Origin of the sequence: Paenibacillus sp. Leaf72 (genome assembly GCF_001422685.1) — a bacterium.
Lineage (GTDB): Bacteria > Bacillota > Bacilli > Paenibacillales > Paenibacillaceae > Pristimantibacillus.
Genome location: NZ_LMLV01000001.1, coordinates 788,923 through 805,366 on the forward strand (window position 1 = coordinate 788,923; position 16,444 = coordinate 805,366).

Genomic DNA, 16,444 nt, shown 5'->3' on the forward strand with positions numbered 1-16,444 from the left:
ACTCCTTCATTTGTCTAACCAGCAATTAGAAAAAAAATTTTAACTTATCCTATTATACTTGTTCTCGGTTCTGCGGGCAAACCATTCTGCAACAATCATTGTCACGGCTATATCATCAAACGGCAAATAGGGCAATGCGTCAGGCAAAACCCAATACAGCAGCACCGGGACAAGGAACAACAGCTTGTCTTTCCAGGAAACCTCCTTGGAGCGAAGCAGTTGAAAAATTCGGCTGAACGTGCGCTGCCAATGCCGGAGCGATAAAAATTTCCGCATGTCATTCGCCGCCTTTCATTGTTATTTTTCGCCTTCATTATAGCATAATCATCCCTGCTGCAAAGCTGGACTAAAGGCGGGCACTCCTCTTCCTCCATCCTGTTCAACCAGCAATAGCCGCAGAAAATCGAAGCTGCGCTTCATTTCCTGCGGCTATTCGCGCTCTGCTTTGCGCATAGCGTTTAAATTAGAAAATGGCTAAAGCTCCCGTTCCCGGTGAAGCGACAACGCCTCCACAAGAAGCGGCTTCACCGCCTCATAGATGGCGGGCAGCTGCTGAGGCGGCAGCGGATTTTCTCCCCGTCCCGCTTCAATCGTAAAGCCTGGCCTTCTAAATCGCTGGATAAACCAATCTTTATAGCCAGCATCGCTGCCTGTCAGCTTCACTGGCTTATAACCGCTGACGAGGGCTAGCCGCTCCGCCAGCTGCTCGGATTCCTTTGGCTCATAGCCGCGATAGTTCCAATATATTTCCTCTCCCTGCGTGTGCAGGGCGACGGTCAAGTCAAAACGCTGTGCTGTCGTTAAATTCGCCATCGCCATCGCTTCTGGCTCACTTAACGGATACGGTCCCGGATAATCGCGCGGACCAGGCCCCTGAACTTCGCGCCGCTGGCACTCTTCCTCCCAATGTGCCGGAAACTGGTCATTCAAATCGACGCCGCGCGCATTGGCTTTCCATTCGGCAAAGGACTCCCTGCCTTCATTCCACGCCATGAGCTGGGAATAAAACGGGTGGGTAGGCAGCGCCCCTTGCTGCGCAAGCTCTACGCCATCCGGATTGACCATAGGCACGGCCCACAGCGTCGTCTCCTCATGCAGCCGCAAAGCCAGCTCGCCGCAGATCGAGCGGCCTTCAGCGCATGACGCAGCATAATCCCCTACGAATCGCATAAGCATAGCCGACGTAATCCATTCATTCGCATGGAAGGCTCCATTCATATGAATGCTTCTTGCACCCGTTCCGCAGCGCAGCGCAACAATGGGCTTGCCGAGCACGCTATGCCCAATCGTATGAACGGTGACAAATGGGTACGTTTGCGTCAGCTCGCGGCAGTTCGCGAGCAGCTCCTGATAACCGTATTTATTTTCCCACACTACATTAACCGTATTCCTCACCTCGCTCCAAAATTGCCTCTCCTGAATTATATTCGGCAAAAAAGCCTCCCATGCCACTTGGAGGCCACTGAAAAAGTCCTTTTGAAGCAAGAAAGGTACATTCACTCATGAAAAATGAGGAGAATGTACCTTTTTTCTTGTATTAATGAAAGGAATACAGGAAAGCAGGTGAGCTAATGATTCAAATGCAGCAAACGCTGGTTGTCAGTCCATATATTGAACTTTACAAACTGGTTATACCCAAGGATAATATGCTGCGACAAATCAATGAGCTCGTTTACTTTTCTTTTGTATATGAAGAACTGAAAGTAAACTATTGCCTGAACAAGGGTAGAAATGCTATCGACCCGATCCGGATGTTTAAGTACTTGCTGCTTAAAGCCCTTTTTGAATTGTCTGACGGTGATCTTGTCGAGCGATCTACATACGACATGTCGTTTAAGTACTTTCTGGATATGGCCCCAGAAGAGTCGGTGATTGACTCCCGTTCGTTAACCAAGTTCCGCAAGTTGCGGCTAAAGGATATGAATCTGCTGGACCTGCTGATCAACAAAACGGTAGCCATTGCAATCGAGAAAGGTGTAATCCAGAGTAAAGCGATCATCGTCGACGCGACCCATACAAAAGCTCGGTACAATCAGAAGTCCCCACGGGAAATCCTTCAGGATCGTTCCAAAAAGCTAAGAAAAGCCGAATACAAGATCGATGAATCCTTGAAGGCCAACTCCCCAGCAAAGAACACGAACGATGTAGTGGAGGATGAAATCGCTTATTGTCAAAAGCTCATCGATGTGATTGAAGCTGAGGGAGGTATCTGTGCGCTGCCTAAGATAAAAGAACCATTAAATCTGCTTAAAGAAACGGTTGCAGATGACCTTGAGCAGCTTCGAATCTCGGAAGACCAAGATGCAAGGGTCGGCCATAAGAGCGCGGATTCTTCATTTTTTGGTTATAAAACCCATATTGCGATGACCGAAGAACGAATCATTACAGCGGCTATTGTCACAACAGGCGAAAAGAGTGACGGCAAGCAGCTGCAAGCGCTGATCGAAAAAAGTCAGGCCACAGGGATGGAAGTCAGAACGGTCATTGGGGATTCGGCTTATTCAGATGGCCTGTCTAGAAAGCGAAAAAACGACCGATATTCCTTAAAACGGGAATTTGGGTCGTCTTTTATTTTGTGCTTGATTGCTCTCCTCTAAAATCACAAGTTTTTCAGTGGCCTCTGCCACTTGCCAGCGGCTTGGAAAGCTTATTCGAAGGATGGCAGAAACGGCTAGAGCCGTTATCCGATCGTTGGCACCTGCCATACGACAGGCGTCAGCTCAATCTGCTCGCCAAGCCATTGCTGGGCAATGGCTTTGAACATTATTGGGTCGCCGCTGGAGAAAAACTGATGAACAGGCAGCACTTCTCCTCGGGAAAGCTGACCCTTATCATGAAGGATCGTACTAATATCACGAGCCGTCTCGTCTGCGGAACTGATCAGCTCTATGCGGGAGCCAACAACTTCAGCGATCGCTTCTGTCAAAAAAGGATAATGCGTACAGCCTAAAATAAGGCAATCCATCGGATATAGGCTTAAGTGTCCGATAGATCGGCGAATCGTCTCATACGTTTCGCTGGAACGAAAATTGCCCCGCTCCACAAGCGGAACAAATAACGGACAAGCCTCGCTTATAACGCGTACGCTTGGCGACAGCTCCTTGAGCGCTTGTTCATAAGCGCCGCTTCTTACTGTTCCCTCTGTACCAATGACTCCAATACAGCCCGTCTGGGTGCGCTTGATGGCCGCTCTTGCCCCAGGATTGATAACACCAATGACAGGTATGTTTACTCTAGAACGTATATCCTCCAGTGCAACCGCTGTAGCGGTGTTGCAAGCTATAATAATCATTTTCGGTCGAAACTGGATTAAATAATCGACAATTTCCCGTGTGAATTGAACGACTTCCTGCGAAGGACGAGGTCCATATGGTGTTCGAGCCGTATCCCCAAAATAAATAATTTTTTCACGCGGCAGTTGGCGCATGACTTCCTTGGCGACGGTAAGCCCGCCCACGCCTGAATCAAGTATGGCAATCGGTTGCTGCACAAACACACCGCTTTCTTAAACGTATTGTAGTCGCTCATGAGGAGAATAAGACATCAATAGCATATGTTTTCAGCTATCAAAACGTACCTACATCTTATCTCAATTATGGACAGCCTACAAGAATTACGCTTAAGAAGCGGCGCAATACGCACCCTGGAAAATATGGACAGCAGCTGACAAGGTGAAACGGTTGTCGCCGTCCTTTGGCGGTGCGGCGCGTTTCATTCCGAGAAATATAGAGAATGGTTATCGTTACGAAATCCTTTCCTATATTTCAAGGTGAAACGGTTGTCGCCGTCCTTTGGCGGCTAATTACCGTTTCGCGTTGAAATATAAGCCCATTATAAGTGTGAAGCTTATACATGCTTATATTTGTGTAAAAGGAAAGAGCCTGCTCCCTATTAAGGCAGGCTCCATGCATGGTTGCTGCTCTATTCCTTATATAACACAGCTTTACAACGCGGTCGTCGACGCACTATTTTTCAATCGCTTCCGCTGCTACCGTTTCAGCTGTTCCCTCAGATGCCAGCTCCTCCGAAAGGCTTGCTGCTTCCACTAAGTCTTCTAGTTGCCCCAATTCGCCAGCAGCCTCCGTCGTTAATTGAGGCCCGCCTTTTCTCCATGTACGCGCGCTGCTAATGAGAGCCTCTGCTCCATCCTTGGCATAATCCGCGATGTGTACCGCTTTATCGCCCAGCTGTCTTGCCGCCCTAGTCGTTTTCTCGCCGCACTGCTCTACTGCTCTAACCGTTTTTTCACTCAAATCTTGAACGCCGCCTGCAATATCCTCACGCAGCTCCTTGCCTGCTTTTGGAGCGAGCAGCAGCGCTGTAACGGTTCCTGCAACCGTACCTGCCAATGCCCCCAACAAAAATCCTTTCGTTTGCTTCTGCTTTGCCATACGATTCGCTCCCTTCATTATTGCGGCGCATTCCGCCATTTCCGCGCCGTTATTGCTTTCAGCTATTATGCTTGCGCTTAGTTTGCCAAAGCTGCCACGCCAGCATACCTAGCTCTGCCCATTCCATCGCTTCTTTTGCCTTATTTCTCGTGTCAGCCTTCGCTATATGCTGGGCAGCGGATTCGGACAATAGCGAGGAGACCCGGCTTACGGTTTCTGTCGTTTGCTCGATCGTCTCGCCAATTTGCCCTGCCGCTGAGAACAAAGATTGGACATTTTGCAGCTGCTGGTGCACCAGCAGGAGGGATTGCTTAGCCGGCTCCATTAAAGCGACTGTCTCAGCCGCTGTATGCTGCAGCTGTCCCCGTAGCTCGTCGGCGCTTGTGCGCAAGCTTTCGAGCTGAATCAGCCCTTTGCGCAAGCCAAGCAATACGCCCACCACTAACCCAATAAATGCTAATGTAGCTGCAATCGCGCATCCCGCTATAAGGTTCATCGCCCGTTCACCTCCCGTTGTAAACCAGAGCAGGGCATCTGCCCATTTCGTAATGCCATTATAAGCAGCATGGGCTTGTCTTGACACAACGGCATGCAAAAAAACCGATGGCTAGAGCAAGGTCATATGACCTGCCTGTCCATCGGTTTCTTCCTTAAACGTATATAGACCCTATATAAAACCTATACGGCACTTATTTTGTACGTGCACTTGGTCCCGCCTTTAGCGAGGCATTCGGTCCGCTCTACCTCTGCATGAAGCAGCGACTGAAATAACGTCAGCTCACAGCTGCAAGCCTGCTGGTATTGATTCGCTACCTGAGCGATTGGGCAGTTATACTCATTTAATACAAAATGCCCCTCGCCTGCCGGCTCGACCTCAACCATATAACCTCCGGCATTTTGAATAGCTGCAAGCTCCAGCACCTTCTGCTCCAGTGCTTTGCCCGCCATGCGCGGAGCATAACGCTCCAGCAGCTTCTGCTTGCGGCCTTCAAACATGCGGGTAATAAGGCCTGCTGTAGCTGCCTCGTCTGCCAGCTCACCGAGTAAATCAAGCGTCAGCGTATGGTAGTTTTTTGGAAAACGGTCATCCGCGTGTGAGGTAAGCTCGTATCGATGCAGCGGTCTTCCCATTGCCTGCTTGACCATCACAATTTGTATAGCTTGTTCCTCTTCAAGTGCGTACATATGTCGCCTGACGGCCATTTCAGTCAGCGCAAGCTCGCTTGCAAGCTGCGCGGCATTCATAGAGCCATTCATCTTGAGCAAATGCAAAATGCGCTGGCGCGTAGAGCCTGGAGACGTTCTCTTATCCGGCGCAGGACCGGCGCTTCGTTGATTTTGCTGCTTCATCCTATCGCCACCTTCGAACGCTTGTTACAGGTATTGTAACATATTCTAAAAGTATGGTGTGTACGATTCGGTTTAAACTTTTCCCTCAAAATCAACCAGCTCGCGCTCCAGATAAAGCTCCACTTCCTGTTTGAAACGCAGCAATTGCGGAGCTAGCTGACTGGTTAGCGGATGCAGCTCGCCGCGCTGCCATTCATAATACTGCTGAACGAGCGGCCTGCGCAGCTGTACCAATTGCTTGAACGTCGGCAGCAGCTCTGCGGAAAACACGCCTTCCGCTCCAGTCACATCCACAATATCCTCATAACTGCTCGCATCACGCATCATAAATCCGTCAATAAGATAGCTGCCGACATCGGTAACGGTTTCAACTGCAAGATGCAGCGCCCGCTCCTGTGCCAGTCCTTGCAGCATGCTGCCATTCCACTCGGCTGCAATGAAGGTCAGTGCCTCAGAAATATCAGGAATTGCATTAAGCCTCACCGCAATTTGTTCGCGATTCACGTAATACATACCGTTTCGCCACCTTTATCGTTACTTCTTCTTTTTGGCCTTGCGCTTCAGCACAGCGACCATAATAATGCTGCTGGCAATAATGACGAACAAATACGTCATTATTTGATATAAGTCTTCTCCCATTGCCATTAACGTCCTCTCTTAAGGCTGGCGTGTCTTGGAGACAGCGACGAAATAAAGTACCGCTAATTTTCTCGCAGCGCCTTAGCTTTCAAAATCGATGCTTACAGATGCTTCGCGAACCTGGGTCATATGCTCAATTACTTTCTGGTGTACCGGATGAACCTGATAAGCCGCCAATGCATCAAGCGATTCGAAAGTTGTAATCAGGCCAATATCATAAGAACGTTCGGAATGCAGGACGTCCAGGCCAACCGTAATCGATTTTAATTCGTCAATTTTACCTTCCATATTGCGAAGCACCTGTGCGGTCGTTTCCACGCTCTCGGCGCTGTTATCCTTTAGTTTAAACAAAACAATATGCGTAATCATTATCGTATTACTCCCTTCGACTAGTGGAATTGCTTAAACCCTTTTGTCACATAATAACCCAAGCAGCCGCAATCCGGCAACGTTAATCCGATAAGAGAGGACTGATTTAACATGCGTTATAAATTTACAGCCATCGCCGCCCTGATTGGACTGGCTTTATGCCTGTACAATTCAACCGGCTACGACCCGCATAATATGGTGTTCTTTATGTTCAGCGTCCCAGCCTGGTTCGTTGACTTGTTTATCGATGTTCATGAGGTAAGTGTGATGCTTATGTATGTACTTACTGTTGCTACATGGGCGCTGCTCGGATTGATTGCCGACGTCATCGTGTACCGAACCTCGTCCAGAACGCGTTATCGCGCCTAGCATCAACGGCCGAAAACCGTCCTCTGGCGGCAAAGCTACCGTTTCGAGGGTGAAATATAAGCCGATTACAAGGGGGAAACTTATACATGCTTATATTTTTAAAAAGAGGAGCCAGTCGGCTCCTCTTCTTGTTTATAAAACCTATGTGCAGAAAGCGCCCCAAAGCACCTTCTCTTTTTAATGAAAAATTCGTTTATTAAGCCGCTTCTACAATTAGCTTCGTCTTCATCTCCATATGACCCGTACCGCATGGAACGGAGCAATGCATCACATATTCGCCTGGCTTGTCGAACTCAATATTCGTTTCCAGCTTTTCGCCTTCAAGATCAACATTCAGCTCATCAATTTTCAAACCGTGAATACCGCTTTTGTTTTTCAGACGAAGAATGACTTTGTCTCCAACCTTCACTTTATATTCTGTTTGATCAAAAGTGAAATCGGCGTTGGCTTGTACGTTTACCAAAACCGTACCTTCAGGCAGTGAAGCAGATTCATCCACTGGCTTTGCCGGCAAGCCTGCTGTTAGCAAATAAACACCTAGCAGTGATGCCGCTGTCATTAATACAAACATAATCCACTTATGCATTACAACGTACTCCCCTTTACTATCTAATGTTTACTTCTTATATTACATAAGATCGTCCTATGTACTCAAGCTTAAACTGATTAAGGGGAAAACTTTTTTGGTGATTATGACAAAATGATGAACTTTTCTCAATTGCCGCTAAAAGCAGCTAGGGTGTTGCTTGACATTTCATTTGTAAAGCAGTTCTTATTATTATCGACAATACGTTCGAAGCAACTGCTCCGATTCCGAACGAATATATCCCCATAACAGAATGAAACGGTGGCGGTACCCTCGACAAATATACTGCGCCTCCAGCCCATCCTCACTTCGCTTCTCTTCAACCATTTCAATGCCCTTGCTTCTCAGCTGTTTACGAAGAGCAGTAAGCTCCAGCAACACACGGTCCTGCAAGCCAAGCAGCATCGTCTCATAAAGCTTTGGAAGCTTGGCTTCGCTTGAATGAAGCACACGTATATCATGATCCAGAATCCGTACAATGATGCCAAGCAGCACATAACGCCTTGCCAGCACAAGCTCCTCCTCTCTCTGAATCGGTTGACGCCTCATAACTAGCACACGCGCAGTCGGTTTCTCCAATGGCTTCATCGAAATAAACAGCCCCCTTCTCAATAAGAACACTTGTTCCTATTATATACAAAGTGAGCCGGTTTATACAAGTGCTACATTGCCCAACGTTTACTTATTTTTATCCTTTAAAATTTCAATCATTTGACGAATTTTATCCGGAAGCGGCAAACCCAATCTTCCGTAATTTTCAGTAATAGAGATCAGTTCATTGGCAATATAAAAATAAATAGCCGCTCCCATTGTCATATTATTAGCATCCAACAATAGATCTACACGGTGTGCGATGAGTATAACGAGCAGCATAAGCCCTTTGCGAGCAATTCCCCATGCTCCAAATGAACTGTTAAGGCCTCGACCCTCCTTTAAAGATGCAGACACACCAGTCACATAGTCAATAGCCATAACGACGATCAGCAGTGTAAGCGATTCCATCCATACACCAAAAGCAAATGTCACAATAGACCCCAGAAACGCACAAATGGAGCAAAAATATACAAACCCAGGCATCAGGTATCCTCCTCTTCTCAATCCATACAATATCGTATGCAGAGAGATTAGGGATGGTCTGTTCATTCTATTAAATATGCGGATAACTAAGCAAAGCTCTTCCATCCGCCATCCTGATCTAATAGATTTTTCCTTTCATTAGCCAATATTGCTTACCCTCCCTTTCTTAAACACTACCATGATGACGGCTGCCAGCGCCAAAATCAACATATTGGTCAAATCCCAAAAAGGCCAAATCGTAACAAAGCTATTAATATACGGAATGTTGGGACCAATGGTATAAGCCAGCCCAAACATCAGCAAGCCGAATGGAAATATAATTGCACGTTGTTCTCGCAGGCCAAGAAATTGAGATAGGCCGTATACAAAGGCAAACGCATTAATTGACATTTTCACATAGGTCGAAACGATATAGCTGATGACCAATACAGCCTCTACACGTTCTATAAATCGGCCAATGCTAATTCTTTTGGCCATGGCGTACGCGGCATAAATTTGATGCTCCGTCATATAATCGCCCAGCACGAGCAGCGACATAATAACGATCAGAAATAAGGAACAGCTCGCTACTAGGGAGACCAGCATAAAATCTCTTGTCCAGCTGTTTGTCTGCTTCATGAAAGGAAAGAGCATAAAAAAGGTAACCATTTGAAAAAAGGGAAAAGAGGTTGCATACAGTACGCCTTTGCCATAGTCCGCTGCTTTATGATGAAAAACAGGCAGTAGATTGGAGAGTGAAGCTTCTGGAAGCAGCATAACAATGAACATGATGAACATCAGCACCAAACCCACGATAAAAATCTCGGCCGATTTTGCAAAAACAACCAGACCAGCCCTCAAGGTAATGACAACTAGAATAGTAATCATAAGCACGATTACTCGTACCGGCGTTTCCGGCATCATTTGAGTTGTAACAAAGTCACCAACAACTCTCAATTGGGTACCAATGGCATTAAAAAGCAGAAATAAGAAAAACAGGCTGCATAAGCCGCCCAGCCATTTTCCTAGAGCAGCTCGATGAATCTCAATCAATGTAAGCCCCGGAAAAAGGCGGTAGCACTTATCTACAAACCAGACGACGACAAGTCCTGAGAACATGCTTAGCAAAGAGGGAATCCAGGCATCCGAGTCCAGAATGGAAGCAAGCAAGGTCGGAATAAACCAGAACATATCGCCCACGATGAAAAATAGAACGAGTACAGCCATTTGTCTAGCGCTTATGCTTCCCTGCTTCGGCATGCCCTCACCCCCTCGACTTAAAATGCATTAAACCAGTTTTCCAGCGGCTTATAAATGTACACAATAATATTTAGTGGACTAGGCAATCTGATTTGGTTGAAGGCACATATACTAAAAAAAGCACCCCCCGCCAGCATAATCAGATAAACAAAAATTTCTTTTTTCCAGCCTTTTTTCGCGAGCTTCGGCAGCTCGATGACCGCAAGCGTTATGGCCAGAGCCGATATAATCAGAATTCCAGCCACTTAGCCTTCCTCATTTCTTCAAATAGTTTTGAAACGCATCATTTGTCGTGCCGACCTTCGGAATCTGAAGCTCAATGTCATATTCCAGCTTGACCTGGGGAAACAGCTCATCCCAGTCATCCTTCCACTTCTCCCACTGCTTTGGCTTGTATTCATGAAACGTATTACCAAAGCCAAATATATCGGAATTATAGGTTTTCTGAACATGCTCAACAGCTCCCTGAATGACCCCCCTTATCCTCTGCTTTCCGTTTTCTTCAAGCATTTTGATCGTTTCCGGTTTCGTTAAATCGATTTTGCATTCCACATCGGCTACCGATGCCACCTGCTTCATCTTCACCTTAATGACCGGCTTGCCGTCCACGACCTTGGGGATAAGCTTCGTTTTATTGCGCAATACTTCCATGACAATATAACCGCCATCTGGACAGGTCTGATGGCCTACGGTGCTTGTCACGTTATCCATTATATAATTGTAGCCCTTGCTATAATTTTCATTGAGCCAGCCAATAAGCTTGTCAGAATGAAAAACAGCAAGCCCGGTAATTCGGGTACGCGTTCGTGAATCCGCTTGCTGGATATTCGAAATATTTTCCCCTTGCCGGGCTTTGCCTTCCAGCCGAACTCCGGTCAACACAGGGCTAATTCCGTCTGTAACAAGCTGTTCGATCAAACTTTCAATCGTAACCGTTGTCGTGGGTGCCCATGTTTTGGCAGATGTATCCAGCGCATAAAATAAATTTTCCGCCGGAATTTTCTCCAGCGACGTCAAAATTTTCAAAATTTGATTCGCCGGTGCATCATGCGCAATCATTAAATAAAAATCCGTACGGGCTTCAGGATTCCGTGACAGCAGGTCAAGCACATTGGCTATCCCTTCCCTCGCCAGCGATTCCCCAATGATCAGCACCCGGATATGCGCGGAATATATTTTTCGCGAGCTGGTTTCCGTCAGTTTGCGGAACGCTTCAAATACGGTTGGGGCGGTCGCCTCATACATGGCAACCGGCGAGCGCCCTCCCCCGCCCGCCTTTGCCGACAGCTCGCTAGGAATAACAACCTGAACGGAGACCCGGTATTGATTGCCAACCTTGTCAATGGCCGTTCCCAGCTGAATGCCGAGCGTATCCAGCTCCCGCCGATTCCAGCAGCCGCTGACTGCAGAAGCTGCAATTGACCATACCAGCATTAGCAAGAGCAGTTTGCCTGCTCGCCAAGTAAATCTGCTCATGCTTTATCCCCCTAAATTTTCTGTTTGTTCCTCGGTCTTTGCCGAACCAAATTTTTCTCTGCGGTTGCAACAGCGCGCGTTCGCATTTTCGTCCAGGGCAGCCGAAACAGCGTATCCTTCTGATTGCTCCATATGAATGGGGAAAACGACTGCATATAGGGAATGCCGAACGATTGCAGACTATTCAAATGCAGAACGAGCAAAATATAGCCCAGCAAAATGCCGAATAGACCAAAGGAAGCGGCAAGCCCCATTAAGACGAAACGAATCATCCGTACCGATATCGACATGCTCGTAGCCGGAATGACAAAGCTCGATATCGCCGTAATCGATACGATAATGACCATCGCCGCCGAGACGATGCCCGCGTCTACAGCGGCTTGTCCAATAACGAGCGTACCGACGATCGAGACCGCTTGACCAACGGTTTTCGGCATTCGCACGCCAGCTTCCCGCAAAATTTCGAATGTGAGCTCCATCGCAAGCGCTTCAATAAAGGCTGGAAAAGGCACTCCCTCACGCTGAGCCGCCAAATTAATAAGCAGGCTCGTCGGAAGCATTTCTTGATGAAAGGTCGTTATGGCGATATAAAGCGACGGAGCAAGCAGCGTAATCATAAAAGCAATAAACCGCAGAATCCTCAGCAGAGTACTGATGTCCGCCCGTTGATAATAATCTTCCGCTGATTGGAAAAATTGAATAAACAGCGCCGGAACCAGCAGCACAAAGGGCGTACCATCTACCAAAATCGCAACTCGGCCTTCCAGAAGACCGGCTGCAATCGTATCAGGCCGTTCCGTATTGTAGATCGTAGCAAAGGGCGTCAGTGCAGTATCCTGAATCAGCTCCTCAATATAGCCACTCTCCAGAATACCGTCGATATTGATTTCACCAAGTCGCTTTCTCACTTCCTCCACGATCTTCTCATCCGCTACATTGCGCAGATACATAATCGATACGGAGGTTTTTGTAATCTTGCCAATTTCCATGCCTTCTGTCCACAGCTGCGGGTCCTTGATCTTCCGCCGAATGAGCGCTCTATTGGTAGCAATATTTTCAGTAAAAGCTTCCATTGGACCCCTAACGACAACCTGGGAGGTAGGCTCGCTGACATTGCGATCCTTCCAGCCCTCGGCGGCTACACAAATCGCATCTGGACTGTCTGCCAATAACAGAACAGCCCAGCCGGACAGCAGTTGATAAAATAACGGGTCCCATTCGCTGATCGTAACGGTTTCACCGACCGCGAGCACCGCATTTTTCAAATATAACAGCCTATTGCCGCTTTTGCGGCTCGCCGTTTGCTCCTCAGACATAAAATAATCCAATATAACATGATGAATCACAGTGGAATCCGTTAATCCATCCATATAAACAAGCGCCGCTTGCAAGCCATTGTCATTATTCATTTCTTTAATCACGAGATCCTGGCTGTTGCCAAAGCTGGCTCTGATGAACGAGAGATTGCTCATTAATTTCCGATCCAGCCGCTTATCCACAGAAGCGTTCATCTACAAACCACCTCCCCAAGCTGCACATAATTGCATATATTGTCCAAGAGGACTTCCAATTATTCCTTATAATTGGAAATCCATTCACGCTAGCCCTCTCCTTTCTTGCTCCAGCCCTGTCTCAATCGGGCGGCTATATAACTTAGCAGCAGCAGCCCCGGCGAGTAAGTAAACACCCAGAACAGCCACGCCACATCGAATTGTACAAAAGCAACGATGCCCGGTGCCAAAAAATAAGCATAGCCGACAATAAGAAACCCAAATGGACGCATCATAAAACGATGGTCCTGAAGCTTAAACAGCTGCTGCAGCCCCCGTACAAAAGCATAGCCATATATGATGCATCGAAAATAAGTGGAAATGATATAATCAATCGCCAGCACCGCTTCCAGACGCTGCACAAAGTCGCCGATATTGATTTTCTTAGCCATCACATAGGGCGAATAGACGGTATGTTCAGTAGCAAATACCCCCAGAACGCATATACACAGCACAATAATTACCCAAATGGCTATACCTGCAGCAAGAGCAGCCAGCAAATAATCACGGGCAGCGTGTTCGCTTTCCTCCACGCTATCGAAAATCATCAGGAATGCGAACATTTCGCAAAAAGGAAATGCGATAAAAAAAAGCGCCCCCTTCACGATGCCCGGAAATCCCGTTACCTCGATCGGCAGCAGTTGAGTAAAATCTATTTTTGGGATAAGCAAAATAATGAGCAAAATAAACAAAGCGGAAAAAAGCGGGAAGACCACCTCGCCCAGTCGAGCAATCGTCGTGATCCCACCGCGAATGGCAAGCGTAATCGGCAAAACCAGCAGCAGGCAAATGACTAGCTGCGGCGTCTCCGTCATCATTTGCGTCGTTACAAAATCCGCGATTTCCCGAACCTGAGTAATCGAAGTATTAAACATCATTACGAGAAATACGAGGGATAGAAGTCCACCGGCTATTTTTCCAAATGCTTGATTATTAATATCGATTAGGGTTTTCCCTGGAAACCGTTTGCTGATTCTGAAAATAAACCAAGCAGCTCCAACACCAAATGGCACGCCAATTAACCCCGACATCCAGGCTGATTGTTTTGCAAAAGCAGCTGTCAAGGGAGGCAGATATAGCTGCATATCGCCAATAATGAAAAATATAACGAGGATGGCTAGCTGCCTCACGCTAATCGTTTGTTGTTCGCGCTGCACTTCGTATCACCCGCTTTGCGTTTGAAATATAGCCGTAATCCATTTTGTCCAGCAAGATGTTGAATTATCCATAAATGGATTTTTGCTGTTGCCGGCTATTCGGCCGTCTCCTTCATTGGCAGCTTGCCCCGCAGTTTTGCAAGTCCCCAGCCAAGCAGCAGCAGCCCCGGCGAATACGTCAAAATCCAGAGCACCCAGGGTACGGCTAACGTATTAAGAAACACTATTCCCGGCGTCACCATATAAGAATAACCCAACGCCATAAATGCGAAGGGAACCGTTAATATTCGAAAATCTCGAAGCTTGAACAACCGCGATACGCCGAGAACGAAGGCATAACCGTAGATTAAACTGCGAAAATAGGCGGTAATAATGAAGCTGATTGCAAAAATCGCCTCCATCCGCTGAACGAAGTTGCCGATGTTGATTTTTTTCGACATAATGTACGGGGAATAGAAAGAATGTTGGGTGATGTAAGTACCGAGCACTAGCAAGCACAGCAAAATCATAATCCAAATCGCCAGCCCGCCTATCATAACCCCTAGCATATAGTCACGGGCACGGTGTTTGCTTTGAACAACATTCGGAAAAATCATCAAAAAAGCGAATAGCTCGCAAAAAGGAAAACCAACAAAAAATAATGAGCCCTTCATAATGCCGGAAGCGCCCGCACCCCAGATAGGCAAAAGTTCAGTAGGCTTCAAACTCGGCAGGAGCAACAGCAGGAGCAGTACAAACACCAATACAAATAAGGGAAATATCGTTTCGCCCGCTCGACCGACCGCTCGAATTCCCCCATGTATCGCGATCGCTAATGGAAAAATCATCAGAAGGCAGATCATGATATTTGGCGTCTCAATCAATATTTGTGTGGTGACAAAATCACCGATCTCCCTGATTTGGGTAATCGAGGTGTTGAACATCATCGCCAGAAAAAGCAGCGAAACAAAGCTTCCGGCTAGTTTGCCAAAAGCCTGATTATTCATTTCGATGAGCGTCATATCCGGAAAATGTTTGCTGAGGCTGTATATAAACCAAGCCATGCCAAGTCCGATGGGCAGGCCTATTAACCCGGACAGCCAGGCGGCTTCTTCTGCGAATTCGGCTGTAAGAGAGGGTAAAAACAACTGCATATCGCCCATGATAAAATAAATAACAAGGATAGCTAGCTGCCTTGCGCTTATCGATGGCTGTCCCTGCTGCATGTTGCTTCACCCGCTTTGCGCTTAAAATGTCGGCTTGCTGCCGTTATCCATTTTGTCCACAAGGATGAATAATTATCCAGCATTCGCGGGGAAAGGCAAGATCAGCTCGGCAGGCTAGCTATACATTTCGCGGTAAGCTTTCGGGGAGACGTTTTCCGCTTTGCGAAATACGCGAATGAAGTAGCTGGATTGCGAAAATCCCGTTCGGCTGGCGATTTCGCTGACAGGCAGCCTGGTCGCAACTAGCAGGCTTTTGGCGGCGGCAATACGGCAGGCGGTCAAATATTGCTGCGGCGTACGCCCCATTACCTGCCGGAATAGCCGCAAAAAATAATACGGGCTGTAGCCGCACAGCGCTGCCATCTCCGGCAGCGTCCACGCTTGTCCACTCGTGCCGCGTATAAGATCTGCCGCTTCGCGAATCGCATTTTTGGTGATGAGCGGCAGCGCATCGTGCTCCAGGCGCTCCGAATTATGGGCAAGCTCCGCCAGCAGCTCATATAGAAGCGCTGACATGCGCGGTTCATGCCGCGTCTCGAAGCTGCCGCACAACATGTACATCTCCTCTGTCAGCTCCACAAAACGCGCAAGCGAAGCTTGCGAAACGGCAAACAGCCACACGCTGGAAGCATCCGCTGCCCGCAGCAGCAAAAGCTCCATCGGCACCATAAAATGAATCCAGCGCACATCCCATGGCTGCTCGGGATCGGTTCCATAATGCTGGTAAGCTCCCCGAGGATATAAGAAGCCCTCCCCCGCTTTTAGGCTGACGCGCTGCCCCTCCTTCATGACATAGCCGCTTCCAGAGCAGACAATATGCAAATTATAGGCAGTTATGGCCCCTGCGGCCCGCCGCTCGTTATGCTGGGGAAAATCATTATATCGGCCGACTAAATCCGGATAACAGACATAATGCCCGGCAGCCGGCTCGGGCAATTGATAGTAGGTACGCATCGATTAGCTCCTTTTCGCCAAAGAGCGCAATATTTTCATATCGATCACAACATAATAGTATATACGCACTGAAATACTGATT

The 16,444-nt window shown here is 47.6% G+C and carries 19 protein-coding genes and 1 pseudogene; 2 read left to right on the forward strand and 18 right to left on the reverse strand.

Annotated features, from left to right (window positions below; translation table 11 throughout):
* Nucleotides 1-39: 39 nt before the first annotated feature.
* Nucleotides 40-276 (reverse strand): hypothetical protein, encoded by a 237-nt coding sequence (locus ASF12_RS03495; RefSeq protein ID WP_056029577.1) that lies wholly within the window; start codon nt 274-276, stop codon nt 40-42.
* A gap of 198 nt (nt 277-474) precedes the next feature.
* Complete coding sequence (locus tag ASF12_RS03500; protein WP_235533031.1) at nt 475-1,434, reverse strand: M14 family metallopeptidase; 960 nt, start codon at nt 1,432-1,434, stop codon at nt 475-477.
* Nucleotides 1,435-1,571: 137 nt separating this feature from the next.
* On the opposite strand from ASF12_RS03500, the pseudogene ASF12_RS03505 reads away from it, so the two are divergent.
* Nucleotides 1,572-2,507: pseudogene (locus tag ASF12_RS03505) on the forward strand (transposase); the annotation flags it as partial.
* 173 nt (nt 2,508-2,680) lie between these two features.
* Here ASF12_RS03505 and racE read toward each other — a convergent pair.
* From racE to ASF12_RS03535, 6 genes are all read right to left on the reverse strand, one after another.
* Nucleotides 2,681-3,490, reverse strand: a complete 810-nt coding sequence (gene racE / locus ASF12_RS03510) for a glutamate racemase (protein ID WP_056029580.1) — start codon at nt 3,488-3,490, stop codon at nt 2,681-2,683.
* Nucleotides 3,491-3,965: 475 nt separating this feature from the next.
* The gene (locus tag ASF12_RS03515; protein WP_056029582.1) at nt 3,966-4,391 is read right to left on the reverse strand and encodes a YtxH domain-containing protein; all 426 of its coding nucleotides are present in this window, start codon (nt 4,389-4,391) and stop codon (nt 3,966-3,968) included.
* A 58-nt stretch (nt 4,392-4,449) separates the two neighbouring features.
* Complete coding sequence (locus ASF12_RS03520) at nt 4,450-4,887, reverse strand: DUF948 domain-containing protein (RefSeq protein ID WP_056029585.1); 438 nt, start codon at nt 4,885-4,887, stop codon at nt 4,450-4,452.
* A 182-nt stretch (nt 4,888-5,069) separates the two neighbouring features.
* Nucleotides 5,070-5,741: a helix-turn-helix transcriptional regulator gene (locus tag ASF12_RS03525; RefSeq protein WP_056029588.1), complete on the reverse strand. Its 672-nt coding sequence runs from the start codon at nt 5,739-5,741 to the stop codon at nt 5,070-5,072.
* 72 nt (nt 5,742-5,813) lie between these two features.
* On the reverse strand, nt 5,814-6,254 hold the full coding sequence (locus ASF12_RS03530; RefSeq protein WP_056029591.1) for a DUF86 domain-containing protein: 441 nt from the start codon (nt 6,252-6,254) through the stop codon (nt 5,814-5,816).
* Nucleotides 6,255-6,461: 207 nt separating this feature from the next.
* Complete coding sequence (locus ASF12_RS03535) at nt 6,462-6,749, reverse strand: Dabb family protein (RefSeq protein ID WP_056029594.1); 288 nt, start codon at nt 6,747-6,749, stop codon at nt 6,462-6,464.
* A gap of 111 nt (nt 6,750-6,860) precedes the next feature.
* Between ASF12_RS03535 and ASF12_RS03540 the strand changes: the two genes are divergently transcribed.
* On the forward strand, nt 6,861-7,118 hold the full coding sequence (locus tag ASF12_RS03540; RefSeq protein WP_056029597.1) for a hypothetical protein: 258 nt from the start codon (nt 6,861-6,863) through the stop codon (nt 7,116-7,118).
* A 196-nt stretch (nt 7,119-7,314) separates the two neighbouring features.
* Here ASF12_RS03540 and ASF12_RS03545 read toward each other — a convergent pair whose 3' ends face one another.
* The 10 genes from ASF12_RS03545 to ASF12_RS03590 form a co-directional block, all read right to left on the reverse strand.
* Nucleotides 7,315-7,704, reverse strand: coding sequence for a cytochrome c oxidase subunit II (locus tag ASF12_RS03545; protein WP_056029600.1), 390 nt, complete (start codon nt 7,702-7,704; stop codon nt 7,315-7,317).
* Between the two features lie 192 nt (nt 7,705-7,896).
* Nucleotides 7,897-8,292 (reverse strand): hypothetical protein, encoded by a 396-nt coding sequence (locus tag ASF12_RS03550; protein ID WP_235533032.1) that lies wholly within the window; start codon nt 8,290-8,292, stop codon nt 7,897-7,899.
* A gap of 90 nt (nt 8,293-8,382) precedes the next feature.
* The gene (locus ASF12_RS03555; RefSeq protein WP_056029603.1) at nt 8,383-8,781 is read right to left on the reverse strand and encodes a phage holin family protein; all 399 of its coding nucleotides are present in this window, start codon (nt 8,779-8,781) and stop codon (nt 8,383-8,385) included.
* Between the two features lie 138 nt (nt 8,782-8,919).
* The gene (locus ASF12_RS03560) at nt 8,920-10,020 is read right to left on the reverse strand and encodes a GerAB/ArcD/ProY family transporter (RefSeq protein ID WP_056029606.1); all 1,101 of its coding nucleotides are present in this window, start codon (nt 10,018-10,020) and stop codon (nt 8,920-8,922) included.
* 17 nt (nt 10,021-10,037) lie between these two features.
* Nucleotides 10,038-10,265, reverse strand: a complete 228-nt coding sequence (locus ASF12_RS03565; protein ID WP_056029609.1) for a hypothetical protein — start codon at nt 10,263-10,265, stop codon at nt 10,038-10,040.
* Nucleotides 10,266-10,275: 10 nt separating this feature from the next.
* On the reverse strand, nt 10,276-11,496 hold the full coding sequence (locus ASF12_RS03570; protein WP_056029611.1) for a Ger(x)C family spore germination protein: 1,221 nt from the start codon (nt 11,494-11,496) through the stop codon (nt 10,276-10,278).
* Nucleotides 11,497-11,507: 11 nt separating this feature from the next.
* A complete protein-coding gene (locus ASF12_RS03575) occupies nt 11,508-13,007 on the reverse strand; it encodes a spore germination protein (RefSeq protein ID WP_046230013.1) in 1,500 nt (499 codons plus the stop codon).
* 89 nt (nt 13,008-13,096) lie between these two features.
* Nucleotides 13,097-14,203 carry a GerAB/ArcD/ProY family transporter gene (locus ASF12_RS03580; RefSeq protein ID WP_056029613.1) on the reverse strand — a complete coding sequence of 369 codons (1,107 nt, stop codon included), beginning with the start codon at nt 14,201-14,203 and terminating at the stop codon, nt 13,097-13,099.
* Nucleotides 14,204-14,298: 95 nt separating this feature from the next.
* Nucleotides 14,299-15,408 carry a GerAB/ArcD/ProY family transporter gene (locus ASF12_RS03585; RefSeq protein ID WP_056029616.1) on the reverse strand — a complete coding sequence of 370 codons (1,110 nt, stop codon included), beginning with the start codon at nt 15,406-15,408 and terminating at the stop codon, nt 14,299-14,301.
* A 114-nt stretch (nt 15,409-15,522) separates the two neighbouring features.
* On the reverse strand, nt 15,523-16,362 hold the full coding sequence (locus tag ASF12_RS03590) for an AraC family transcriptional regulator (RefSeq protein WP_056029619.1): 840 nt from the start codon (nt 16,360-16,362) through the stop codon (nt 15,523-15,525).
* Nucleotides 16,363-16,444 lie beyond the last annotated feature (82 nt).

Coding starts and splice junctions, on each gene's coding strand:
- ASF12_RS03495 (WP_056029577.1), bottom strand. CDS start 276: ATGCGGAAATTTTTATCGCTCCGGCATTGGCAGCGCACGTTCAGCCGA.
- ASF12_RS03515 (WP_056029582.1), bottom strand. CDS start 4,391: ATGGCAAAGCAGAAGCAAACGAAAGGATTTTTGTTGGGGGCATTGGCA.
- ASF12_RS03520 (WP_056029585.1), bottom strand. CDS start 4,887: ATGAACCTTATAGCGGGATGCGCGATTGCAGCTACATTAGCATTTATT.
- ASF12_RS03525 (WP_056029588.1), bottom strand. CDS start 5,741: ATGAAGCAGCAAAATCAACGAAGCGCCGGTCCTGCGCCGGATAAGAGA.
- ASF12_RS03530 (WP_056029591.1), bottom strand. CDS start 6,254: ATGTATTACGTGAATCGCGAACAAATTGCGGTGAGGCTTAATGCAATT.
- ASF12_RS03535 (WP_056029594.1), bottom strand. CDS start 6,749: ATGATTACGCATATTGTTTTGTTTAAACTAAAGGATAACAGCGCCGAG.
- ASF12_RS03540 (WP_056029597.1), top strand. CDS start 6,861: ATGCGTTATAAATTTACAGCCATCGCCGCCCTGATTGGACTGGCTTTA.
- ASF12_RS03545 (WP_056029600.1), bottom strand. CDS start 7,704: ATGCATAAGTGGATTATGTTTGTATTAATGACAGCGGCATCACTGCTA.
- ASF12_RS03550 (WP_235533032.1), bottom strand. CDS start 8,292: ATGAAGCCATTGGAGAAACCGACTGCGCGTGTGCTAGTTATGAGGCGT.
- ASF12_RS03555 (WP_056029603.1), bottom strand. CDS start 8,781: ATGCCTGGGTTTGTATATTTTTGCTCCATTTGTGCGTTTCTGGGGTCT.
- ASF12_RS03560 (WP_056029606.1), bottom strand. CDS start 10,020: ATGCCGAAGCAGGGAAGCATAAGCGCTAGACAAATGGCTGTACTCGTT.
- ASF12_RS03570 (WP_056029611.1), bottom strand. CDS start 11,496: ATGAGCAGATTTACTTGGCGAGCAGGCAAACTGCTCTTGCTAATGCTG.
- ASF12_RS03575 (WP_046230013.1), bottom strand. CDS start 13,007: ATGAACGCTTCTGTGGATAAGCGGCTGGATCGGAAATTAATGAGCAAT.
- ASF12_RS03585 (WP_056029616.1), bottom strand. CDS start 15,408: ATGCAGCAGGGACAGCCATCGATAAGCGCAAGGCAGCTAGCTATCCTT.
- ASF12_RS03590 (WP_056029619.1), bottom strand. CDS start 16,362: ATGCGTACCTACTATCAATTGCCCGAGCCGGCTGCCGGGCATTATGTC.